Annotated in this window: 20 protein-coding genes; 17 read left to right on the top strand and 3 right to left on the bottom strand. The window is 71.9% G+C overall.

Features of this window, described 5'->3' with window-relative positions; genetic code table 11:
- Positions 1-55: 55 nt before the first annotated feature.
- The 8 genes from ACIOMQ_RS14960 (at position 56) to ACIOMQ_RS14925 (ending at position 8667) form a co-directional block, all read left to right on the top strand.
- A complete protein-coding gene (locus ACIOMQ_RS14960) occupies positions 56-1165 on the top strand; it encodes a quinone-dependent dihydroorotate dehydrogenase (RefSeq protein WP_362205709.1) in 1110 nt (369 codons plus the stop codon).
- Positions 1162-2001 carry an orotidine-5'-phosphate decarboxylase gene (gene pyrF / locus ACIOMQ_RS14955; protein WP_362205712.1) on the top strand — a complete coding sequence of 280 codons (840 nt, stop codon included), beginning with the start codon at positions 1162-1164 and terminating at the stop codon, positions 1999-2001. Before ACIOMQ_RS14960 ends, pyrF begins: the two co-directional genes overlap by 4 nt.
- Before the next feature lie 244 nt (positions 2002-2245).
- Positions 2246-2569: an integration host factor gene (locus ACIOMQ_RS14950; RefSeq protein ID WP_362205715.1), complete on the top strand. Its 324-nt coding sequence runs from the start codon at positions 2246-2248 to the stop codon at positions 2567-2569.
- A 38-nt stretch (positions 2570-2607) separates the two neighbouring features.
- Positions 2608-3225: a guanylate kinase gene (gene gmk / locus ACIOMQ_RS14945; protein WP_401267210.1), complete on the top strand. Its 618-nt coding sequence runs from the start codon at positions 2608-2610 to the stop codon at positions 3223-3225.
- A gap of 79 nt (positions 3226-3304) precedes the next feature.
- On the top strand, positions 3305-3577 hold the full coding sequence (gene rpoZ, locus ACIOMQ_RS14940) for a DNA-directed RNA polymerase subunit omega (RefSeq protein WP_003970369.1): 273 nt from the start codon (positions 3305-3307) through the stop codon (positions 3575-3577).
- Positions 3578-3709: 132 nt separating this feature from the next.
- Entirely contained in the window at positions 3710-4912 is a 1203-nt protein-coding gene (gene coaBC, locus ACIOMQ_RS14935) for a bifunctional phosphopantothenoylcysteine decarboxylase/phosphopantothenate--cysteine ligase CoaBC (protein WP_402189158.1), read from the top strand.
- Positions 4913-5155: 243 nt separating this feature from the next.
- Entirely contained in the window at positions 5156-6379 is a 1224-nt protein-coding gene (metK, locus tag ACIOMQ_RS14930; RefSeq protein WP_362205722.1) for a methionine adenosyltransferase, read from the top strand.
- A gap of 143 nt (positions 6380-6522) precedes the next feature.
- Entirely contained in the window at positions 6523-8667 is a 2145-nt protein-coding gene (locus tag ACIOMQ_RS14925) for a primosomal protein N' (protein ID WP_402189156.1), read from the top strand.
- 130 nt (positions 8668-8797) lie between these two features.
- Here the strand turns inward: ACIOMQ_RS14925 and ACIOMQ_RS14920 are convergent, their stop codons facing one another.
- A complete protein-coding gene (locus ACIOMQ_RS14920; protein ID WP_362205728.1) occupies positions 8798-9346 on the bottom strand; it encodes a hypothetical protein in 549 nt (182 codons plus the stop codon).
- Positions 9347-9575: 229 nt separating this feature from the next.
- Here ACIOMQ_RS14920 and fmt point away from each other — a divergent pair, with 229 nt between their 5' ends.
- The 4 genes from fmt to ACIOMQ_RS14900 all read left to right on the top strand — a co-directional run bounded on the left by fmt (position 9576) and on the right by ACIOMQ_RS14900 (position 15054).
- Positions 9576-10508 carry a methionyl-tRNA formyltransferase gene (gene fmt / locus ACIOMQ_RS14915; RefSeq protein WP_402189154.1) on the top strand — a complete coding sequence of 311 codons (933 nt, stop codon included), beginning with the start codon at positions 9576-9578 and terminating at the stop codon, positions 10506-10508.
- Positions 10509-10743: 235 nt separating this feature from the next.
- On the top strand, positions 10744-12177 hold the full coding sequence (locus ACIOMQ_RS14910) for a transcription antitermination factor NusB (RefSeq protein WP_362205734.1): 1434 nt from the start codon (positions 10744-10746) through the stop codon (positions 12175-12177).
- Positions 12178-12637: 460 nt separating this feature from the next.
- Positions 12638-13669, top strand: a complete 1032-nt coding sequence (locus tag ACIOMQ_RS14905; RefSeq protein WP_402189296.1) for an alpha/beta hydrolase — start codon at positions 12638-12640, stop codon at positions 13667-13669.
- A 422-nt stretch (positions 13670-14091) separates the two neighbouring features.
- Positions 14092-15054 carry a hypothetical protein gene (locus tag ACIOMQ_RS14900; RefSeq protein WP_362205736.1) on the top strand — a complete coding sequence of 321 codons (963 nt, stop codon included), beginning with the start codon at positions 14092-14094 and terminating at the stop codon, positions 15052-15054.
- Between the two features lie 134 nt (positions 15055-15188).
- Here ACIOMQ_RS14900 and ACIOMQ_RS14895 read toward each other — a convergent pair whose 3' ends face one another.
- Positions 15189-15317 (bottom strand): hypothetical protein, encoded by a 129-nt coding sequence (locus ACIOMQ_RS14895; protein ID WP_401267194.1) that lies wholly within the window; start codon positions 15315-15317, stop codon positions 15189-15191.
- A 473-nt stretch (positions 15318-15790) separates the two neighbouring features.
- Here ACIOMQ_RS14895 and rpe point away from each other — a divergent pair, with 473 nt between their 5' ends.
- Entirely contained in the window at positions 15791-16474 is a 684-nt protein-coding gene (rpe, locus tag ACIOMQ_RS14890) for a ribulose-phosphate 3-epimerase (protein ID WP_362205739.1), read from the top strand.
- A gap of 164 nt (positions 16475-16638) precedes the next feature.
- Positions 16639-17655: a sugar-binding transcriptional regulator gene (locus ACIOMQ_RS14885; protein WP_402189294.1), complete on the top strand. Its 1017-nt coding sequence runs from the start codon at positions 16639-16641 to the stop codon at positions 17653-17655.
- A gap of 99 nt (positions 17656-17754) precedes the next feature.
- On the opposite strand, the gene ACIOMQ_RS14880 is transcribed toward ACIOMQ_RS14885, so the two are convergent.
- A complete protein-coding gene (locus ACIOMQ_RS14880; protein ID WP_362205742.1) occupies positions 17755-18777 on the bottom strand; it encodes a terpene cyclase in 1023 nt (340 codons plus the stop codon).
- 307 nt (positions 18778-19084) lie between these two features.
- On the opposite strand from ACIOMQ_RS14880, the gene ACIOMQ_RS14875 reads away from it, so the two are divergent.
- From ACIOMQ_RS14875 to ACIOMQ_RS14865, 3 genes are all read left to right on the top strand, one after another.
- Positions 19085-20551, top strand: a complete 1467-nt coding sequence (locus ACIOMQ_RS14875) for a GuaB1 family IMP dehydrogenase-related protein (RefSeq protein ID WP_362205745.1) — start codon at positions 19085-19087, stop codon at positions 20549-20551.
- Between the two features lie 199 nt (positions 20552-20750).
- Complete coding sequence (locus ACIOMQ_RS14870) at positions 20751-22208, top strand: aldehyde dehydrogenase family protein (protein ID WP_401267189.1); 1458 nt, start codon at positions 20751-20753, stop codon at positions 22206-22208.
- A gap of 110 nt (positions 22209-22318) precedes the next feature.
- Positions 22319-22774, top strand: coding sequence for an Lrp/AsnC family transcriptional regulator (locus tag ACIOMQ_RS14865; protein WP_401267187.1), 456 nt, complete (start codon positions 22319-22321; stop codon positions 22772-22774).
- Positions 22775-23060 lie beyond the last annotated feature (286 nt).

Raw genomic sequence — 23060 nt, 5'->3', positions numbered from 1 at the left:
AGACCGGCAGGGGGACACCGGAAACGGTGTCCCCCTCTCTGTGAGGACACCCCCGATGTACGCATTCTTCTTCCAGCTGGTCTTCCGGCGGATGGACCCGGAGCAGGCGCACCACCTGGCCTTCGGCTGGATCCGCCTCGCGGCCCGCATCCCCGTGCTGCGCACCTTCGTCGCCGCCGTGCTCGCCCCCCGCCACAAGGAGCTGCGCACCGAGGCCTTCGGCCTGCGGATGCACGGCCCCTTCGGCCTCGCGGCCGGCTTCGACAAGAACGCCGTCGCGATCGACGGCATGTCGATGCTCGGCTTCGACCACATCGAGATCGGTACGGTCACCGGCGAGCCGCAGCCCGGAAACCCCAAGAAGCGCCTCTTCCGCCTCGTGGCGGACCGCGCGCTGATCAACCGCATGGGCTTCAACAACGAGGGCTCCGCGGCCGTGGCCGAGCGCCTGGCCGCCCGCAGGCCGGTCTTCAGGACCACGGTCGGCGTCAACATCGGCAAGACCAAGGTGGTGCCGGAGGCCGAAGCGGTCGGCGACTACGTGAAGTCGACCGAACGGCTCGCCCGCCACGCCGACTACCTCGTCGTGAACGTCTCCTCGCCCAACACGCCCGGCCTGCGCAACCTCCAGGCCACCGAGGCGCTCCGGCCGCTGCTCGGCGCCGTGCGCGAGGCAGCCGACCGGTCCGTCACCGGCCGGCGGGTCCCCCTGCTCGTCAAGATCGCCCCGGACCTCGCGGACGAGGACGTCGACGCGGTCGCCGATCTCGCGGTCGAGCTGGGGCTGGACGGCATCATCGCCACCAACACCACCATCGCCCGGGACGGCCTCGGCCTGAAGTCCTCGCCGTCCCTGGTCGAGGAGACCGGCGGGCTGTCCGGCGCGCCCCTCAAGGCACGCTCCCTGGAGGTCCTCGGCCGCCTGTACGCGCGGGTGGGCGACCGGATCACCCTGGTCGGTGTCGGGGGCATCGAGAACGCCGAGGACGCCTGGCAGCGCATTCTCGCCGGGGCCACGCTCGTCCAGGGCTACAGCGCCTTCATCTACGAGGGCCCGTTCTACGCACGGGCGATCCACAAGGGCCTGGCCGCGCGCCTGGCCGCCTCCCCGTACGCCACCCTCGCCGAGGCCGTCGGCGCAGAAACCAGGAAGGCCACCGCATGATCCCGGAACCGTTCGGCGCACGCCTGCGCCGGGCCATGGACACCCGCGGGCCGCTCTGCGTCGGCATCGACCCGCATGCCTCGCTCCTCACCGCCTGGGGCCTGAACGACGACGTCGCGGGTCTGGAGCGGTTCACGCGCACCGTCGTCGAGGCCCTGGGGGACCGGGTCGCGGTGCTCAAGCCGCAGTCCGCGTTCTTCGAGCGCTTCGGCTCGCGCGGCATCGCCGTGCTGGAGAAGGCCGTCGAAGAGGCGCGGGCAGCCGGCGCACTCGTCCTGATGGACGCCAAGCGCGGTGACATCGGCTCCACCATGGGCGCCTACGCGGCGACCTATCTGGAAGAGGGCTCGCCGCTGTTCTCGGACGCGGTCACCGTCTCGCCGTACCTCGGCTTCGGGTCGCTGCGTCCGGCGCTCGACGCGGCGGTCCTCTCCGGTGCGGGCGTCTTCGTGCTCGCCCTGACCTCCAACCCGGAGGGGGCTCAGGTGCAGCGCGCCACCGCCGCCGACGGCCGCTCACTGGCCCAGCTGATGCTCGACCACATGGCCGCCGAGAACGAGGGGGCGACTCCGCTCGGCTCCGTCGGCGCGGTGGTCGGTGCCACGCTCAAGGACGCGGGTGTGAATCTCGCCATCAACGGCCCGCTGCTCGCCCCCGGGATCGGTGCCCAGGGCGCGACGCCCGCCGATCTGCCCGGTGTCTTCGGCGAAGCCGTGGGCAATGTGGTGCCCAGTGTGAGCCGCGGCGTGCTGAGCCGGGGACCGGACGTGGCGGGGCTGCGCGCGGCAGCCGAGCGGCTCGCGGACGAGGTCCGGACGGCCGTCGCAGGTACATGACCATGCCATGTAACGGGGCGTTGACTGAATCCTGACCAAAAATCTCGGTTGTTATGCCTGAAATGTCCTGGTCGGCTGAGGCTGACCAGGACTTTTCGTTGGTTCTCGCTGACTCGGGCGGCCTTGGCCGCTAGTCTCCGTCGAGAGCCGACGTACACAAGCTGTCCGTCGCTCACCTGGTGTGGGGCGTCCAGCTTCCTCACCGGTCCGTATCCGACAGATCGACATCCGAGGTGACGTAGGCGTGGCTCTTCCGCCCCTTACCCCTGAACAGCGCGCAGCCGCGCTCGAAAAGGCCGCCGCGGCTCGCCGGGAGCGGGCCGAGGTCAAGAATCGACTCAAGCACTCCGGCGCCTCCCTCCACGAGGTCATCAAGCAGGGCCAGGAGAACGACGTCATCGGAAAGATGAAGGTCTCCGCCCTCCTGGAGTCCCTGCCGGGCGTGGGCAAGGTCCGCGCCAAGCAGATCATGGAGCGGCTCGGCATCTCCGAGAGCCGCCGGGTCCGGGGTCTCGGCTCCAACCAGATCGCATCCCTGGAGCGCGAGTTCGGCGACAAGGCCGCCTGACGTTCTCAGGCACTCCTGAGAACCTGGATAATCGCTCCATGGCTGCAACATCCCGGGGGACGTCCCCCGTACCCCCGGACGTACGTCCGCGGCTGACCGTGCTCTCCGGCCCCTCGGGGGTCGGCAAGAGCACGGTCGTCGCTCATATGCGCAAGGCCCACCCCGAGGTATGGCTCTCGGTGTCGGCGACGACCCGCAAGCCGCGTCCCGGTGAGCGCAACGGTGTCCACTACTTCTTCGTGGACAACGACGAGTTCGACAAGCTGATCGCCAACGGCGAACTGCTGGAGTGGGCCGAGTTCGCCGGCAACCGGTACGGCACGCCGCGCCGCGCCGTGCTCGACCGCCTGGAGGCGGGCGAGCCGGTGCTGCTGGAGATCGACCTCCAGGGCGCCCGCCTGGTCCGGCAGTCGATGCCGGACGCCCGGCTCGTCTTCCTGGCCCCGCCGAGCTGGGAGGAACTGGTCCGCCGGCTCACCGGCCGCGGGACCGAGTCCGCCGAGGTGATCGAGCGCCGCCTCGCCGCCGCCAGGATCGAACTGGCCGCCGAGTCCGAGTTCGATGCGACACTGGTCAACACCTCCGTCGAGGACGTGGCCCGTGAGCTGCTAGCCTTGATGCTGGAGGCTTCCGGCCACCGTGCCGGCGGCGAGTGACGCGGCCGACGCGCACGCACCACGGAACTCCGCACTGTCAAAGATTTCTTTGACCTTTACCCCCTTCGGAAGGCAGAGAGTGTCCTCTTCCATCACCACGCCCGAGGGCATCATCAACCCGCCGATTGATGAGCTCCTCGAGGCCACCGACTCGAAGTACAGCCTCGTGATCTACGCCGCCAAGCGCGCGCGCCAGATCAACGCGTACTACTCGCAGCTCGGCGAGGGTCTCCTGGAGTACGTCGGTCCGCTCGTCGACACCCACGTGCACGAGAAGCCGCTCTCGATCGCGCTCCGCGAGATCAACGCGGGCCTGCTCACCTCCGAGGCCATCGAGGGCCCCGCGCAGTAAGCAGGAGCAGCACCTTCACCACAGGCCCGGCGGCCGCGGCAGCCGGGCCTGTGGTGTGTCCGGGGCGACGGCATCGGACCGGGCGCGGTGAGGCAGCATGGGGGTGTTCGTATCCGAGTGCGGGGAGAAGCAGTGGACAAGCCGAAGGTCGTTCTGGGGGTCAGCGGGGGCATCGCCGCGTACAAGGCGTGCGAGCTGCTGCGCAGGCTGACCGAGTCCGGTCACGACGTGCGCGTCGTCCCGACCGGGTCGGCGCTGCACTTCGTGGGGGCGGCCACCTGGTCGGCGCTCTCGGGGCACCCGGTCTCCACGGAGGTCTGGAACGACGTCCACGAGGTGCCGCACGTCAGGATCGGACAGGGCGCCGACCTGGTCGTCGTCGCTCCCGCCACCGCCGACCTGCTCGCCAGGGCCGCCCACGGTCTCGCCGACGACCTGCTCACCAACACGCTCCTGACCGCCCGCTGTCCGGTCGTCTTCGCGCCCGCCATGCACACCGAGATGTGGGAGCACCCCGCCACCCGGGAGAACGTCGCCACGCTGCGCCGCCGCGGCGCCGTCGTCATCGAGCCCGCCGTCGGCCGGCTCACCGGCGTCGACACCGGCAAGGGCCGGCTGCCCGACCCCGGGGAGATCTTCGAGGTCTGCCGCCGGGTGCTGGCCCGCGGGCCCGCCGAGGCCGACCTGGCCGGCCGCCACGTCGTGATCAGCGCGGGCGGTACGCGCGAGCCGCTCGACCCGGTGCGCTACCTCGGGAACCGCTCCTCCGGCAAGCAGGGCTACGCCCTGGCCCGCACCGCGGTCGCCCGCGGCGCGCGGGTCACCCTCATCGAGGCCAACACCGCCCTGCCCGACCCGGCCGGCGCCGACGTCCTGCACGCAGGGACCGCCGTACAGCTGCGCGAGGCGGTGCTCAAGGCCGCCGCGGACGCCGACGTGGTCGTGATGGCGGCGGCGGTCGCCGACTTCCGGCCCGCCGCGTACGCGACGGGAAAGATCAAGAAGAAGGACGGCCAGGAGCCCGCGCCCGTCGAGCTCGTCCGCAATCCCGACATCCTCGCCGAGGTCGCCGGTGAACGCGCCCGGCCGGGCCAGATCGTCGTCGGATTCGCCGCCGAGACCGACAACGTCCTGGCCAACGGCCGCGAGAAGCTCCGCCGCAAGGGCTGTGATCTCCTCGTCGTCAACGAGGTGGGGGAGCGCAGGACCTTCGGCTCCGAGGAGAACGAAGCGGTGGTGCTCGCGGCCGACGGCGGTGAGACCCCGGTGCCTCACGGCCCCAAGGAGGCGCTCGCCGACACGGTCTGGGATCTCGTGTCGTCGCGACTCGCGTGAAATTCTCGTTTCTTGTCTTCGTAGCGGCCGAATCCCTTGAAATATGGGCGTAAATGGCTTTCTCGACCGGCGATTTCCGTACAGCTGAGGGCCGTGCGACAGGTCACAGAACTCCCAAAGGGCGAGACACGCTGTCCGCCGAACGAAAGCGACCGATAAACTGACCTGCGGACGGTGTCGGGCGCAGCTCCCGGCCGTCCGCCAAATGATCAGCCAGCAGCCGCTGCAACCCCAGGGAGCGATGTGTCCCGCCGTCTCTTCACCTCGGAATCCGTCACCGAGGGCCACCCCGACAAGATCGCTGACCAGATCAGCGACACCATCCTCGACGCACTGCTCCGTGAGGACCCCCGGTCCCGCGTCGCCGTCGAGACCTTGATCACCACCGGTCTGGTGCATGTTGCGGGTGAGGTCACGACCAAGGCCTACGCCGACATCCCGACCCTCGTACGCAACAAGGTTCTCGAAATCGGCTACGACTCCTCCAAGAAGGGCTTCGACGGCGCCTCCTGCGGTGTCTCGGTGTCCATCGGTGCGCAGTCGCCCGACATCGCGCAGGGCGTCGACACCGCGTACGAGAAGCGGGTCGAGGGTTCCGCCGCAGGTGAAGAAGGGGACGACCTCGACAAGCAGGGCGCCGGCGACCAGGGCCTGATGTTCGGCTATGCCTGCGACGAGACGCCCGAGCTCATGCCGCTCCCGATCCACCTCGCGCACCGGCTCTCGCGCCGGCTCTCCGAGGTCCGCAAGAACGGGACCATCCCGTACCTGCGCCCGGACGGCAAGACGCAGGTCACCATCGAGTACGACGGCGACAAGGCCGTCCGTCTCGACACGGTCGTCGTCTCCTCTCAGCACGCCAGCGACATCGACCTCGACTCGCTGCTCGCGCCCGACATCCGCGAGTTCGTCGTCGAGCACGTGCTCGCGCAGCTGGTCGAGGACGGCATCAAGCTGGACACCGACGGCTACCGGCTGCTGGTCAACCCGACCGGGCGCTTCGAGATCGGCGGCCCGATGGGCGACGCCGGTCTGACCGGTCGCAAGATCATCATCGACACCTACGGCGGCATGGCCCGCCACGGCGGCGGCGCCTTCTCGGGCAAGGACCCGTCGAAGGTCGACCGCTCCGCCGCGTACGCCATGCGCTGGGTCGCCAAGAACGTCGTCGCCGCGGGCCTCGCCGCCCGTTGCGAGGTGCAGGTCGCGTACGCGATCGGCAAGGCCGAGCCCGTCGGTCTGTTCGTCGAGACGTTCGGCACCGCCGCGGTCGAGACCGAGAAGATCGAGCACGCCATCGGCGAGGTCTTCGACCTCCGCCCGGCCGCGATCATCCGCGACCTCGACCTGCTGCGCCCGATCTACGCCCAGACCGCGGCGTACGGCCACTTCGGCCGCGAGCTGCCCGACTTCACCTGGGAGCGCACGGACCGCGTGGACGCGCTGCGTACCGCGGCCGGGCTGTGACGCCCCGGGTGTCGTAAGCCTGCTGCTCTTCGTCTGTACGCCGGGGCCCGGACGCCGCACGCGGTGTCCGGGCCCCGGCGCGTGCGGCCGCCGGTGCGTTCGCGCCGGGGCCGCTGTCAGTGGTGTCTGGTAGGAATTTGGCTGTGAGCAGCGACAACGAGCGGTCCGAGGACCCCGGGAGCGGGGCCCCGGAGCAGCTTGCGCTGATTCGGGAGACGGTACGGAAGGCCAAGGTGCCGCGGGCGAAGCCGCGGACGTGGCGCGGCGCCGCACTCGCCGAGGAGCTGCCCGTCGCCCGGGTGCTGGTCAACAAGGGCGTGCTCCATCTCGACCAGTACTTCGACTATGCCGTCCCCGAGGAGCTCGACGCCGACGCACAGCCCGGCGTGCGGGTGCGGGTGCGATTCGGGGCCGGGGCACGCAATGTCCGCGGCGGCCGGCGCGAGGGCGGCGGGCTGATCGACGGGTTCCTCGTCGAGCGGCGCGCCGAATCGGACTACACGGGTGCCCTCGCCGCGCTCGCCTACGTCGTATCGCCCGAACCGGTGCTGGGACCGGAGCTGCTCGCCCTCTCGCGGGCCGTCGCGGACCGCTACGCGGGCAGTCTCGCCGATGTGCTGCAACTCGCCGTGCCCCCCAGGAACGGACGGGCCGAGGCCAAGCCCTCGCCCGAGCCGCTGCCCCCACCGCCCGCCCCGTCGGCGGGCAGCTGGGAGAGATACGCACAGGGGCCCGCGTTCCTGCGGGCCCTGGCCGAGGGCGGTGCGCCCCGCGCCGTCTGGACGGCGCTGCCCGGCCCGCACTGGCCCGAGGAGATCGCCAGGGCCATGGCCGCGACCCTCGCCTCCGGGCGCGGCGCACTCGTCGTCGTGCCCGACGGCCGGGGAGCGGGGCGGGTCGATGCCGCGCTGACCGCACTGCTCGGCCGGGGGCGCCACGCACTGCTGACCGCCGACTCCGGGCCGGAGAAGCGGTACCGGGAGTGGCTCGCCGTGCGGCGGGGCTCCGTGCGGGCGGTCGTCGGAACGCGGGCCGCGATGTTCGCGCCCGTCACCGACCTCGGACTGGTCGCCGTCTGGGACGACGGGGACTCCAGTCACAGCGACGACAACGCCCCCTTCCCGCACGTGCGCGAGGTACTCGAACTACGGGCCGCGCACGGCCGGTGCGCGTTCCTGCTCGGCGGTACGAACTGCACGGTGGAGGCCGCCCAGCTGGTGGAGAGCGGCTGGGCGCTGCCGCTGCGCGCGGACCGGGAGCAGCTGCGGACGGCGGCGCCCCTGGTGCGTACCGTCGGCGACGGGGAGCTGGCGCGGGACGGGGCCGCGCGGACGGCCCGGCTGCCCAGTCTGGCCTGGCAGACCGTACGGGACGGGCTGCGCAGCGGCCCCGTCCTCGTCCAGGTGCCGCGCCGCGGATACGCGCCCCGGCTGGCCTGCGAGCGCTGCCGTGAACCCGCTCGGTGCCGGCACTGCGCCGGGCCGCTTCAGGCGCCGGACCAACGGGATCTCGACTGCGCCTGGTGCGGACGGGCCGAGACCGCCTGGCACTGCGTCGCCTGCGGCTCCAACCGGTTGCGGGCCCAGATCGTCGGCGCCCGCCGCACCGCGGAGGAGCTGGGCCGGGCGTTCCCCGCCGTGCCGGTACGGACGTCCGGCCGCGACCACATCCTGGACTCGGTGCCGGACGTGCCGGCGCTGGTCGTCAGTACCCCGGGCGCCGAACCCGTCGCCGAGGGCGGCTACGCGGCGGCGCTGCTGCTCGACGGGTGGGCGATGGTCGGCCGCCCCGACCTGCGGGCCGGCGAGGAGGCGCTGCGCCGCTGGACGGCCGCGGCCTCGCTGGTACGGGGCCGGCCGGAGGGCGGCACAGTGGTGGTCGTCGCCGAGCCGACCCTGCGGGCGGTGCAGGCCCTGGTGCGCTGGGATCCGGTCGGACACGCCCGCCGCGAGCTGGCGGAGCGGGCCGAGCTCGGCTTTCCGCCGGTCTCCCGGATGGCCTCGGTAACCGGTTCGCCGGAGGCGCTCGCCGCGTTTCTCGCGGCGGCCGAACTGCCGCCGCAGGCCGAGGTGCTCGGCCCGGTCCCGGTGCCGGGCACCGAGTCCGGCAGACCTCGCAGGCCCGGGGACGCGCCGCCGGGGGAGTCGTGGGAGCGGGTGCTGCTCAGGGTGCCTCCGGGGAGCGGGGCGGCACTCGCGGCCGCGCTGAAGGCGGCGCAGGCGGCGCGGATGTCCCGGGGGAGCGGCGAGCAGGTCCGGATCAGGGTGGACCCGCCGGACATCGGGTGACGACGCGTGGACGGGCGCATGGCGCGGGGCCGGACGCGGTGCGGCCGGTGGCCACCAGGCGGCCGCACCGCCCTCGATGCGGCTGCCCCGCCGTGCGTCGGGCGCGGCGGGGCAGGGACGGATGAGGGGGTCAGCCGTTGCGTGGGCCGGGGAAGGCGCCGGGGCGCAGATCCTCGCGCAGTGACGGGCGGTCCGCCAACGGCTGCGGGGGCATGGAGCGCGCGGCGGGTACGGCGGGCAGCGTCGGCGCGCCGGTGGAGCCGGGCGCCATGGGCAGGGGGCGCGGCACCGCGGTCTCCGCGGCGGTGTCGGCCGGCCCCGGCTGCCGGGCGTTGCGGCGGGCGCCGTAGCGGCGGTGCACCGCCTGTTTGGTGACCCCGAGCGCGGAGCCCACCGCGTCCCAGGAGAAGCCCAGCGAGCGGTCGAAGTCCACCGCCGCGGTGACCAGGGTCTCGACGCTGTCGCGCAGCTCCTGGGCCAGCCTGACCGTGGGGGCCGGGGCCCTGCCGTAGACGACGAAGCCCGTGGACGGGCCGGAGCGGCGCGGACGGTAGACGTTGCCGAGTTGGGCGGTGAGCGTGCGCAGTGCGTCCACCTGCCGCCGGACCCGCTCGATGTCCCGCACCAGCAGATGCAGGCTGGCCCTCGCTTGGGCGTCGTGGGTTGCGTGGTCGGCCATGAAGAAGCCTCTCGAACCGGCGTTGAAAGGGATCGGGCCGCACCGTGGCGGCTCGCTTCGGTCAATCTCTCTTGACCAACGCGTCAGCCGTGGATCTGGTCACGCTGGAGGGGCGCGTGCGCATATCCAAGGGGCGCGCAGTGATGCGTACGCCCCCCGGGCGCCCGGCCCATAGACTTGTGCGTTGCTCGTCACCGTACGTTTCGGCCTGAGAGGCAGTCAGCCACCCATGAAGCTCGTCTTCGCAGGCACCCCCGAGGTAGCCGTACCCGCCCTGGACGCCCTGATCGCCTCCGGCCGGCACGAGGTGGCCGCCGTCGTCACCCGGCCCGACGCCCCCGCCGGGCGGGGCCGCCGCCTGGTCGCCAGCCCCGTCGCCGAGCGTGCGGAGGAGGCCGGGATCAAGGTTCTCAAGCCCGCCCGCCCGCGCGACGAGGACTTCCTGGCGCGGCTGCGGGAGATCGCCCCGGACTGCTGTCCGGTCGTCGCCTACGGGGCACTGCTGCCCAAGACCGCGCTCGACGTACCCGCCCGCGGCTGGGTCAACCTCCACTTCTCGCTGCTGCCCGCCTGGCGTGGCGCGGCTCCCGTGCAGCACGCGGTCATGGCCGGGGACGAGGTGACCGGTGCGTCGACCTTCCTGATCGAGGAGGGACTCGACTCCGGCCCGGTGTACGGCGTCCTCACCGAAGAGGTGCGGCCCACCGACACCAGCGGCGACCTGCTCACCCGGCTGGCGTTCGCCGGCGCGGGGCTGCTGGTCGCGACCATGGACGGCATCGAGGGCGGCACGCTGCACGCCGTGCCGCAGCCCGCCGACGGCGTCACCCTCGCACCGAAGATCACCGTCGAGGACGCCCAGGTGCAGTGGTCCGCCCCCGCTCTGCGGGTCGACCGGGTGGTGCGCGGCTGCACACCCGCTCCGGGGGCCTGGACGCTGTTTCGCGGGGAACGGCTGAAGCTGATCCAGGCGGTGCCCGTACTGGACCGCGCCGACCTGGCCCCCGGCGAACTGTCGGCGGCCAAGAACAATGTGTACGTGGGCACCGGATCCCACGCCGTCGAGCTGCTCTGGGTGCAGCCGCAGGGCAAGAAGCCGATGCGGGCCGCGGACTGGGCCCGCGGGGTGCGGATCGTCCACGGCGAGCTGCTGGGCAGCTAAAGGCTGTCCCGTTGTCCCTGGCGGACGTGCGACGGCAGCTACGGGGCTTGCCGCGTTGTCGGAACGCCCGAGTACATCCAGTACTCGGGTGTCCCTCCGCCGTGCGACGCACCGCATCCGACGCCGCACGCCGATCCACCAGGGATTGCGGGACAGTCCTTGGCGGGATCCGGTCCGGGGCGGCGACGTACGCTGGGAGGGTTCGCCCCCTCACCATCAGCGGAGCACCTTTCACGTGAACGACCAGCAGCGTCGCCGTCCCGCCAAGCCGCATCGCCGCCCCAAGAAGGACCCCGTCCGGTTCCTCGCCTTCGAAGCGCTCAGGGCCGTCGACGAACGCGATGCGTACGCCAACCTCGTCCTGCCCCCGTTGCTGAAGAAGGCCCGGGCCAAGGGCGACTTCGACAGCAGGGACGCGGCACTGGCGACCGAGCTGGTCTACGGGACGCTGCGCCGCCAGGGGACGTACGACGCCATCGTCGCGGCCTGCATCGACCGGCCGCTGCGCGAGGTCGATCCGCCGGTCCTCGATGTACTCGACATGGGTGTGCACCAGCTGCTCGACACCCGCATCCCCACCCATGCCGCCGTCTCCGCCAGTGTGGAGCTGGCCCGGGTGGTGCTCGGCGAGGGGCGGGCGAAGTTCGTCAACGCCGTCCTGCGGAAGGTCTCCGCGGACGACCTCGACGGCTGGGTGGCGCGCGTCGCCCCGTCGTACGACGAGGACGCCGAGGACCACCTCGCGGTCGTGCACTCGCATCCGCGCTGGATCGTCTCCGCCCTCTGGGACGCGCTGGGCGGTGGCCGCGCCGGGATCGAGGACCTCCTCGAAGCGGACAACGAACGGCCCGAGGTCACGCTGGTCGCCCGTCCCGGCCGCGCCACCACCGATGAGCTGCTCACCGCCCTCGGCGACGGCAACGGCCTGCCGGGCCGCTGGTCGCCCCATGCCGTACGGATGGGCGAGGGCGGCGAGCCCGGCGCCCTCACGGCCGTGCAGGAGGGCCGCGCCGGGGTCCAGGACGAGGGCAGCCAGCTGGTGGCCGTCGCCCTCGCCAACGCACCGGTGGAGGGCAGCGACACCCGCTGGCTCGACGGCTGTGCCGGGCCCGGCGGCAAGGCCGCCCTGCTGGCAGCCCTCGCCGCCGAACGGGGCGCCGCCCTGCTCGCCGCCGAGAAGCAGCCGCACCGGGCCCGCCTCGTGGAGCGCGCGCTGGCCGGCAACCCCGGCCCGTACCAGGTGATCACCGCCGACGGCACCCGCCCGCCGTGGCGGCCGGGCACCTTCGACCGGATCCTGATGGATGTGCCGTGCTCGGGCCTCGGCGCGCTGCGCCGCCGCCCGGAGGCGCGCTGGCGGCGCCGCCCGGAGGACCTGGAGGGTTTCGCACCGCTGCAACGCGGGCTGCTGCGCGAGGCGTTGAAGGCGGTACGGGTCGGCGGCATCGTCGGCTACGCGACCTGCTCGCCGCATCTCGCGGAGACCCGGGTTGTCGTCGAGGACGTGCTCAAGGGGCGAGGCGGTGAGCCGGTCGAGGCGGAGTGGGTCGACGCCCGCCCGCTGATGCCGGGAGTGCCTGCGCTCGGCGACGGTCCCGACGTCCAGCTGTGGCCGCATCTGCACGGCACGGACGCGATGTACCTGGCGCTGCTGCGGCGTACTGCCTGACGCGCCCGCCCGCCGCCCGCGTCCGCGTCCGACGCTGGAGCGCCTCCTGCGCACCGGCCCGTTCTCCTTCGGGTCCGGCCCCTGCCCGGACCGTGGGGCCGGGGACGGTAGCGGGCCACGGAAGCCGGTGCCCGGGGCGCCCGGGTGGTGTTCGAGTCGGTGCCCCGGTCCGGTGTTTCGCGTCCCACCGCGGGGAGCGGCACATTCCGGGCCGGTACCGGGCCGCGGCGACGGAGTCGTTGGCGGGGCCCGAGTCGCGCGACCTGTTTCCTTCGCTGAGGAGCGGTGGTCTCCGCCCGGCAGGTGATTGACTACGCCGTATGGACCTCGCGCGAGCGTTCCCTGTGTGCACGGACGTGCTGACGGGCTGTTCCGGTCGGGACGGCGACCGGTGCTTCCTCCGGTTTTTCCTTCAGTTTTTCCTCGCCCGGCGGGATGGCCTGGCGTGAGTGCCGGTGGCATGCCGCCGGACCCCGGCCCTGCCTCGGCGGCCCGGGACGCGCCTGCCTTCGACCCCGAACTGGGCGCGGCGCTGGCGGCTTTGGGGGACGAGGCGAGGGAGCCGTTCACCCCGGAGAACCTTGCGGCCCGGCAGGAACGGGATGCCGCGGCCCGGCCCAGGCCGACGGTCCGGGATCTCCGGGCCGACGGCCACTTCGAGGTGGACGAACTGCGTGTGCCGGGAGCGCCGGGCGGGCAGGACGTCACGCTCGTCAGCGCGCGGCCCGCCGGGATCGCCGGGCCGCTGCCGCTGCTGTACTACATGCACGGCGGCGGAATGATCATGGGCAACGCGTGGTCCGTACTTCCGCAGCTGCTTCGCGAATGGGCCCTCGTGCTGGAGTTGGCCGTGATCTCTGTCGAGTACCGGCTGGCACCGCGGGCGCAGTACCCCGGACCGGTGGAGGACTGCTACGCCGGTTTCGTCTGGGCGGCTGCGCACGCGGCCGGACTGGGCATCGACGCGGACCGCATCGTCATCGGAGGAAAGAGTGCCGGCGGCGGGCTCGCCGCGGCACTGGCCCTGCTCACCCGTGACCGAGGCGGGCCCGCACCGATCGGGCAACTGCTCCTGTGCCCGATGCTCGACGACCGCAACAACACCTTCTCCAGCCACCAGATGGCCGGCATCGACACCTGGGACCGAACCTCCAACGCAACCGCGTGGCAGGCGCTGCTGGGTGAGCAGTACGGCGCTGCGGACCTGCCTGCCTACGCGGCTCCCGCCCGCGCCACGGATCTGTCCGGGCTGCCCCCGGCCTACATCGAGGTCGGGTCGGCCGAGACCCTCAGGGACGAGGACGTGGCGTACGCCCAGGCGATCTGGCAGGCCGGTGGCCAAGCCGAACTGCACGTATGGCCCGGAGCCTTCCACGGCTTCGACACCTTCGCACCACGGGCAGCTCTCAGCCAGGACGCCCGCGACGCCCGTTCCCGCTGGCTTCGGCGCATCCTCACACAGTCCGATGCGGGCAGCGGACCTGCCCGCTGAGCCCGTTGCGGCTGCGGGGCGAGGGACGTCCACCGCTCTCCTTGCCGTACAACAACGCCACCCCGTACTCCTGGCGAGCACCCCCGTGCTGTCACATCCGGGGTTCCGGCTCCGGTGGTGCGCCCGGTGCCGGCGAGCCACTGGACTCGGCGGGCCCGGCCCACCCGCCGGATCACATCGCCCTTGCCCCGGGGGCCGGCATGTCCGGATGCCGGCGATGAACCCGCGTCACTCGGTACGCGCGATCACCTCGACGGGGACGATCGCGTCCTTCTCTGCCGGTTCGCGATTCCGGAGCCGGCGACGTGGCGCCCTGGAGGTCTTGATCCACCGATGTCACCGATGCGAGGTGTCATCACCCGGGGCGGGCGGGTAGGGATTGACCGCCTGTATCGAACAGGTGCTCCAGGGAGGGGATTTTCATGCAGTTCTGGATGAGCGCGAGACGGATCGGCGTAGCCCTGGCGGTGGGGCTCGCTCTCGCCGGGGTCGGGGTCGGGGTCCAGGCGACACCGGCCCAGGCCCAGGCGGCACCGGCCGGGGCGACGGGCGCGGAGCCGGTGGCGGTCTCGTCGTACTCGTACCGAAGCGAACAGGGTGACTGGGTCGGCGGCGGCGGTTCGGGCAGGTACGACGGCGTGACGGTGAACAACGTTGTCGTCGACCCCAGCCCTGAGAAAGTCGTGCTTTCCACGAGTTTCTGGACGATCGTACTCGCCGCGCCCCGAGGGGAGTCGCTGCGGCCGGGAGTCTTCCGGGACGCCGAGCGCGTCTCTGTTCGTTCCGGGCGGGCGCCGGGCCTGGACGCCACCGGCTTCAACCGGGGGTGCAACGAGGTATTCGGCGGATTCACCGTCAACCAGATCGAGTTCGACGCATCGGGTCTGGCGACGCTGGTGGACCTGACCTTCACACAGCGGTGCGAGAGCGCTGACGCGCCCGCGCTCACCGGGGACATCAAGTACCGGGCGTTCCCTCTCTCCTACGCCTATACGAGCGAGGCCGGCGACTACATCGGAGGTGGGACCAGCAACAGCTACACCGGAGCCACCAGCCTCTTCCGGCTCACCGGCTCCGCGGACGGCATCGTCAGCTACACGGGGTCGGGCCAACGCGAAACGTGGAGTGTGCGGTTCGCGGCGCCGGAGGGCGAGCAGCTTCAGGCGGGCCGCACCTACCAGACGGCCGACATCGGAGACGAGACCGCCGCGTTCCTCTCCGTCTCGCACGGCAGCCGCGGCTGCGGCCTCAGTACGGGGGAGCTCACCATTACCCGGCTCGCCACCGACGACCAGGGCAACGTCAAGGCACTCGCGGCCACCTTCCTGCAGCGTTGTGAAGGAACGACAGCGGCTCTCCACGGCACCATCCACTACTACGCCTGACCGATCATGCGGGCCGTTGGCCCACAGGACCGGGCGGTCGGGGCCGCCCGGAACACCCGCGGCCGCACTGCGGACCGGAACCCGACGGCGGTCGGGGCCGGCGATCCGCCCGCCCCGTCTGCGCATGTGGTGGATCAAGCGGCGAAGCGGGTGGCGCCGCGCGCGAGGGCCCCGCGGGAGGCGGCCGCGCCGGGGTCGTCGAGACCGCCGTGCGCGGCCGGGCCGGTCGAGGCCCGAGGGCCGTCGCCGGCGGACGGCGCCATGGCGCGGCTGCGCATCCTCCGGCGCCCGACGACACCCGCCGCCCGGCGGTCCGGCCCCACGCCGGCAACGCCCGTCGGTGCGCAGTCGACGGTCCGTGCCGGGGCGTGCTCGTGGGCCGGTCCGGCTTCCTGGCAGCGGCCCGGGTCACGCGGCGGGCCGGCGCGGGGGAGGCGGCAGGGCGGGGAGCGGTCGAATCGGGCCGCGTACGCGGAATCGGGCGACCCGGCCGACTGGGGTCGCGGGCGGGCGGACCCGGCGGTGGGCCGGGATCGGGAGACGCAATCGCCCGGCCCAGGTCCGAGACGGTCGGTAAAACCCCAGGTCATCGGCGTGGAATGGGGTACTCCGAAGGGCACCCGCACCCCGGATCGCGCAGTGCGGGAGGCCCGGGTCCCCCGAACTGTAATGATCCCGTGAGGCTTTGGCCCGCACTGGGGCGGGGAAGTGGCGCGGAACATGGCAGGCTTGGCACATGGCCCAGATCAACCCCAGCATCCTGTCCGCCGATTTCGCCCGTCTCGCCGAGGAGGCGAAGGCGGTCGAAGGCGCCGACTGGCTCCACGTCGACGTGATGGACAACCATTTCGTGCCCAATCTGACCCTCGGCGTGCCCATCGTGGAATCGCTCAGCCGGGCCACGGACACGCCGCTGGACTGCCATCTGATGATCGAGGACGCGGACCGCTGGGCGCCGCAGTACGTCGAGGCGGGGGCCGGTTCCGTCACCTTCCACGTGGAGGCGGCGGCGGCCCCCGTACGACTGGCGCGGGAGATCCGGGCCAAGGGCGCCCGCGCCTCCATGGCGCTCAGGCCCGCGACGCCCATCGAGCCGTACGAGGACCTGCTCCCCGAGCTCGACATGCTGCTGATCATGACGGTGGAGCCGGGCTTCGGCGGTCAGGCGTTCCTGGACATCATGCTGCCGAAGATCCGCCGCACCCGTGAGCTCATCTCGAAGCACGGACTCGAACTCTGGCTCCAGGTCGACGGGGGAGTCTCCGAGTCGACCATCGAGCGGTGCGCCGAGGCCGGCGCGGATGTGTTCGTCGCGGGTTCGGCGGTGTACGGGGCCCAGGACCCGGCCGAAGCGGTGCGCGCACTGCGGGCCAGGGCCGACGAGGCCACTGCCTCGGCGGCCTGGGCGTGCCGCCACTGAAGCCGGAACGGGAGCCGGAACCCACTCCGGTCCCCGATTGCGGGTCGGCCCGGCCAAGGGCAGATGAACGTGGTCCGACGGGACCGATCAAGGGTCGCCGGATCTGACAGGATGAACGGCGTATCGAGAGTGTGAACAGCAGTGAGGAGATCGCGGTGTCTGCAATGTCGGCGGGACGGTCCGCCCTGCGGATGGGGCCCGCGGAGCTGGTGCAGGCGGCGGCCATGGCCCGCCGCTTCTACCTCGAAGGAAAGTCGAAGATCCAGATCGCCGAGGAATTCGGCGTCAGCCGCTTCAAGGTGGCCCGGGTCCTGGAGACGGCACTTGAGCGCGACCTCGTGAGGATCGAGATCCGCGTCCCCGCCGAGCTGGACGCCGAGCGCTCCGACGCGCTCCGGGCCCGCTACGGACTGCGTCACGCGGTCGTCGTCGAATCCCCCGCGGAGGAGCAGGACGACGCACCCGACCCGGAGAACCTGGGGGAGGTCGCGGCGGATCTCCTCGGCGAACTGGTGAACGAGGGCGATGTGCTCGGCCTGGCCTGGGGCCGCTCCACGATCCACATGGCCGCGGCTCTCGACCGGCTGCCGCCGTGCACGGTCGTGCAGCTCACCGGGGTGTACGACGCGGGGACGGCCGAGCGCGGCTCGGTCGAGGCGGTCCGCCGGGCCGCCCAGGTGGCCGGCGGCGAGGCCCACCCGATCTACGCGCCGATGCTGCTCCCCGACCCGGCCACGGCCGCCGCGCTGCGCCACCAGACCGGTATCGCGCGTGCCTTCGAGTACTTCGACAAGGTGACGGTCGCCGCGGTGTCCATCGGCTCCTGGGAGCCGGGCATCTCGACCGTCCACGACATGCTCACGGACGAGGAGCGGGCGCACTACGCGTCGCTCGGCGTCGCCGCGGAGATGTCCGCGCACCTCTTCGACGCGGAGGGGCGGCGGGTCGGCCGGGACCTGGGGGAGCGGTGCATCACGGTCGAGGCCGACCGGCTGCGCCGGATTCCCGAGGTGGTGGCGATCGCGGGCGGCCAGCGCAAGGCCGCGGCGATCGGTGCGGTGCTGCGGTCCGGGCTGGTCACCAGCCTGGTGACGGACACGGCTGCGGCGGACTACCTGCTGACCGAGTCGGCGGCGCCGCAGCGTCCGGCGCTGGAGCGGGCGGATCCGGACGGGGTCTGACGCGGGCGCCGGTGATCGGCCCCGGGGCCGCCCCGGGACCGTTGCGGAGACGGGCCCGGACAGCGGATGCGCTGCCCGGGCGGTGTCCGGCCCGGCGGCTCAGTCCCGGGCCACACCCAGGACCGTCGCCTCCAGGTACTCCTCCGGCTCCTCGTACTGGCTCACATCGGCCGGGTTGTAGCGGGGGGTCTGCCGCGACCAGTCCAGGTTGCCGCGCATCCAGCTCCGCATCCCGTCCAGGTACGGCACGAGCATCGAGGCCAGCTGCGGGTACGCGGCCAGCAGCTCGGCCTCGGCGGCGAGGAACCGCTCCGTCTCCGCGGCGATCTCCGCGCAGACGTGTTCGAGAGCCTGCCGCTCGCCGTACCCGCGGTGGTGCCGGACCAGGTGGACGAGGTTGTGGATCTCGCCGAGCACCTGTTCCTTCTCGTACGAGTACACGTCGTTGGCCCAGCACACGACGTTGCACGAGGCTTCCAGCGCGGTGATGAACCGGGAGTCGTTGTGGATCGACTCGGGTGCCTCGATCCCGGCCACGATCTCTATCAGGTCCATGCAGACATGTATCGCGCCGGTGTGGCGGCGCTTGGCGATGTACGTCTCCTCGGACGGCACCACGCCCGCGGCCCGGTTCCCGGCCTCCCAGGTGGTGGCCGTCGTGAGATACGTGGTCAGGTGCCAGCCGAACCGGGTGCGCCAGTGCGGGGCCGCGGTCGGCGTCGTCCGCTCCCACAGATCGACCAGGGCGACCACGGCGGCGGGGAGCTCCTCGTCCGGCAGGTCGCCCGTGCCGTTGCCGTCGATCACGGACCGCATCACGTCGACCACGTCCCGCACCCGCTCCGGGCTGCGTCCGAGGTGACCGTCGTCGAGCTGGTCGTCGACGAGAAACAGCCAAACGAACCAGTCGGCGACGAGGTCGAGATTCCTGTCGTCGGCGGTCGGGTACACCATGCCGACGAACGCCCCGAAGTCCGCCTGCTCGAAGCGTTCCCTGGCTGAATCGCGGTGCACCAGACCGGTGTCGCGGGTCCAGGCGTCGAGGTGGACCCTGGTGTGCCCGACGTGCGGATTCGTCCGCTGGGGGAACGGGCAGTAGATGTCCGGCAGTTCGCTCTCCACGGGTGGGTCGTGATCCTCTCCGGTCGTACGTGTGACGGAAGTTGTGACCCTTCCGACTGTTCCCTCCGGGGCGTCGTGGCGACCCACGGGACCTGCGGGTTTTGAAGCTACCGGACCCCTTGTCACCAGGTCCAGGGAAGATGATCGCGAATGATTCGGATGCCGCTCGGACAGGGTCCGCCGGCACGGCAGGTTCCACTTGCCCGGGACCCCGCCCGGTCCCCTGGAGGAACATACGAACGCGGGGGTCGTTCGTTGTGCCTTCGGGGAAGCGACCTGCTCCGTTTCGTATGAAAAAATGAGCGTTATGCGTTTTCTTGAGCCCGGCACCGGTCGCTACACAGACTCCCCCTCGGTCCCGTACGACCTCACCTACGACGACGTCTTCATGGTTCCGGGCCGTTCGGCGGTCGGTTCCCGCCAGGGTGTCGATCTCTCCTCGCCCGACGGCACCGGCACCACCATCCCGCTCGTCGTCGCGAACATGACGGCCATCGCGGGCCGCCGGATGGCCGAAACGGTCGCCCGCCGGGGCGGGCTCGTCGTCATCCCCCAGGACATCCCGATCGAGGTCGTCACCGATGTCGTCTCCTGGGTGAAAACGCGCCACCTGGTGCTCGACACGCCGATCGTGCTGGCCCCCGGCCAGACGGTCGCCGACGCCCTGTCCCTGCTGCCCAAGCGCGCGCACGGCGCGGGTGTCGTCGTCGACGAGGAGCAGCGGCCCGTCGGTGTCGTCACCGACCACGACCTGACCGGGGTCGACCGCTTCACCCAGCTGTCCGAGGTCATGTCCAGGGACCTGGTGCTGCTCGACGCGGACATCGACCCGCGCGACGCCTTCAACAAGCTCGACGGTGCCCACCGCAAGCTCGCACCCGCGGTCGACGCGGAGGGGCGGCTCGTCGGCATCCTCACCCGCAAGGCCGCACTGCGCGCCACCCTGTACACCCCCGCCACCGACACCGGCGGCAGGCTGCGGATCGCCGCCGCCGTCGGGATCAACGGCGATGTCGCGGGCAAGGCCAAGCAGCTGCTCGACGCGGGCATCGACACGCTGGTGGTGGACACCGCCCACGGCCACCAGGAGTCCATGATCAACGCGGTCCGGGCCGTCCGGGCGCTCGACCCGCAGGTGCCGATCGTCGCGGGCAACATCGTCGCCGCCGAGGGCGTGCGCGATCTCGTCGAGGCCGGCGCGGACATCATCAAGGTCGGTGTCGGCCCCGGCGCCATGTGCACCACCCGGATGATGACGGGCGTGGGCCGGCCGCAGTTCTCCGCCGTCCTGGAGTGCGCCGCCGAGGCGAAGAAGTACGGCAAGCACGTCTGGGCCGACGGCGGTGTCCGCCACCCGCGCGATGTCGCGATGGCGCTCGCCGCGGGTGCGTCCAACGTGATGATCGGTTCCTGGTTCGCCGGTACGTACGAGTCGCCCGGCGACCTCCAGCAGTCCGCCGACGGCCGCTTCTACAAGGAGTCCTTCGGCATGGCGTCCGCGCGCGCCGTGAAGAACCGCACGTCGGACGAGTCGGCGTACGACCGGGCCCGCAAGGCGCTCTTCGAGGAGGGCATCTCCACCTCCCGGATGTTCCTCGACCCGACCCGTCCCGGCGTCGAGGACCTGATCGACTCGATCATCGCGGGCGTCCGCTCCTCCTGCACCTACGCCGGTGCGGCCTCCCTGGAGGAGTTCGCGGAGAAGGCGGTCGTCGGGGTGCAGAGCGCCGCCGGTTACGCCGAGGGCAAGCCGCTGCACGCCAGCTGGAGTTGATCCCGCGGCCGCACCCGACGCCGGTGCCCCTCCGGGCCATTCGCCCGGAGGGGCACCGGCGTCTTCGCAGGTGGCCGCCGGGCGGCACAGATGTCCGATTCCGGGCCCTCGGATACCGTGGCTCCGCGCCTCAACCCCGTTGGGATGTAAGTAACATGAACCCCAATCAGCCGCCCGTTCCTCTGTGGTAAGGGATCTCATGTCCTTCTTCACCGACCTGGCCCATCAGTACATCGACGGAGAGTGGAGGCAGGGCAAGGGGTCCTGGGACATCGTCGACTTCAATCCGTACGACGGGGAGAAGCTCGCCTCGATCACGGTCGCCACGGCCGACGAGGTGGACCAGGCGTACCGGGCCGCCGAGACCGCCCAGCGGGCGTGGGGCGACACCAACCCGTACGCCCGGCGGCTGGTGCTGGAGCGGGCGCTGCGCATCGTCGAGGAACGCGAGCCCGAGATCAGTGACGCGATCGTCGCGGAGCTGGGCGGCACCCGGCTGAAGGCGGCCTTCGAGCTGCATCTCGCCAAGGAGTTCCTGCGGGAGTCGGTCCAGCTCGCGCTGCGGCCCTCCGGACAGATACTGCCCTCGCCGACCGAGGGCAAGGAGAACCGCGTCTACCGGGTACCCGTCGGTGTCGTGGGTGTCATCAGCCCCTTCAACTTCCCGTTCCTGCTGTCGCTGAAGTCGGTCGCCCCCGCCCTGGCGCTCGGCAACGCCGTCGTGCTCAAGCCGCACCAGAACACCCCGGTCTGCGGCGGCACGCTGGTGGCGAAGGTGTTCGAGGAGGCGGGGCTGCCGGCCGGGCTCCTGAACGTCGTGGTCACCGACATCGCCGAGATCGGCGACGCGCTGCTGGAGCACCCCATTCCGCAGGTCATCTCCTTCACCGGTTCGGACAAGGTGGGGCGGCACGTCGCCACGGTGTGCGCGGCGAACCTCAAGCGCGCCGTGCTCGAACTCGGCGGCAACAGCGCGCTCATCGTGCTCGACGACGCCGATCTGGACTACGCCGTGGACGCGGCCGTCTTCAGCCGGTACGTGCACCAGGGCCAGGTCTGCATGGCCGCGAACCGCATCCTGGTCGACCGCGCGGTGGAGAAGGAGTTCACCGAGAAATTCGTCGCCAAGGTCGCCTCGCTGCGGGTCGGTGACCCGGCGGACCCGGAGACGGTGATCGGCCCGCTGATCAACTCCTCGCAGGCCGAGGCCATTTCGTCGCTCGTCGACCAGACCGTCGAGGCCGGTGCCACCGCCCTGCTGCACGGCCGGGCCGACGGCAACGTGGTGAGCCCGTCCGTGCTGACCGGGCTGGCCGCCGATTCCCCCGTCCTCTCCCAGGAGATCTTCGGGCCGGTCGCACTCCTGGTGCCGTTCGACGGTGACGACGAGGCGGTACGGATCGCCAACGACACCCCGTACGGCCTGAGCGGCGCGGTGCACACCGGCGACATCGAGCGCGGCGTACGGCTCGGGCAGCGCGTCCACACCGGCATGATCCACATCAACGACGGCACGGTCCACGACGAGCCGATCGTCCCGTTCGGCGGCGAGAAGAGCTCCGGCCTCGGCCGGCTGAACGGCGACTCGATGGTCGAGGCATTCACCACCCAGAAGTGGATCTCGGTGCAGCACGGCCGCTCGCGGTTCCCGTTCTGACCGGTCACCCGCTGCGGTGAGCGCGCCCGGCGGGGCGGCGCCGTGGTCTACTTCGGGGGCGGCCCTGCCGCCCCCGACACCGGCCATCGCAGAGAAGTGAACCGCCCGAAGTGCGCCTGAACGACCTCGACGAACGCATCGTCCACGCCCTCGCCGAAGACGCCCGGCGCTCCTACGCGGACATCGGCGCGATCATCGGCCTCTCCGCGCCCGCCGTGAAACGCCGGGTCGACCGGCTGCGCGCCGAGGGTGCGATCACCGGCTTCACGGTGCGGGTGGACCCGGCGGCGCTGGGGTGGGAGACCGAGGGGTTCATCGAGATCTACTGCAGCCGCAACACGTCGCCGGAGGCGATCAAGCACGGACTCGCCCGGTATCCGGAGATCGCGTCGGCCTCCACGGTGACGGGAGAGGCCGACGCGATCGTGCAGGTCTTCGCCGCGGACATGCGCCACTTCGAGCAGGTGCTGGAGCGGATCGCTGGCGAGCCGTACGTGGAGCGGACGAAGTCCGTGCTGGTGCTGTCGCCACTGTTGCGGCGGTACTCGTCGGGGTCGCCGGAGTAGCGGTGCCGGACGGCCGCCCGGCGGCCGCTCCGTCCTCGAACGCCCGACGGGGTCGGGAGACCGGGTGCGGAGTCTCGGAAGAAGGCGCCGGAGCGCCGTGGTGACGGTGCCGTCCACCATCGCGCGGGCCGGCTCGACGTGCGCCGGGCGGGCCTGGCCGTATCGGGCGGGGCGCGGCGGGGTGAGACCTGTGTCACCTGCCTGACCTGCGAAGACAGGGTGCGCAATGAATCGCCGGGACGGGCTGTCCGGGCGCAATGGATCGACGGTGTACGCGCAACGGTCG

The sequence above is a fragment of the Streptomyces sp. NPDC087845 genome (assembly GCF_044742755.1).
Lineage (GTDB): Bacteria > Actinomycetota > Actinomycetes > Streptomycetales > Streptomycetaceae > Streptomyces.
The sequence above is the reverse complement of the archived record's forward strand: the minus strand, read 5'-3'. Positions and strand labels throughout refer to the sequence as shown.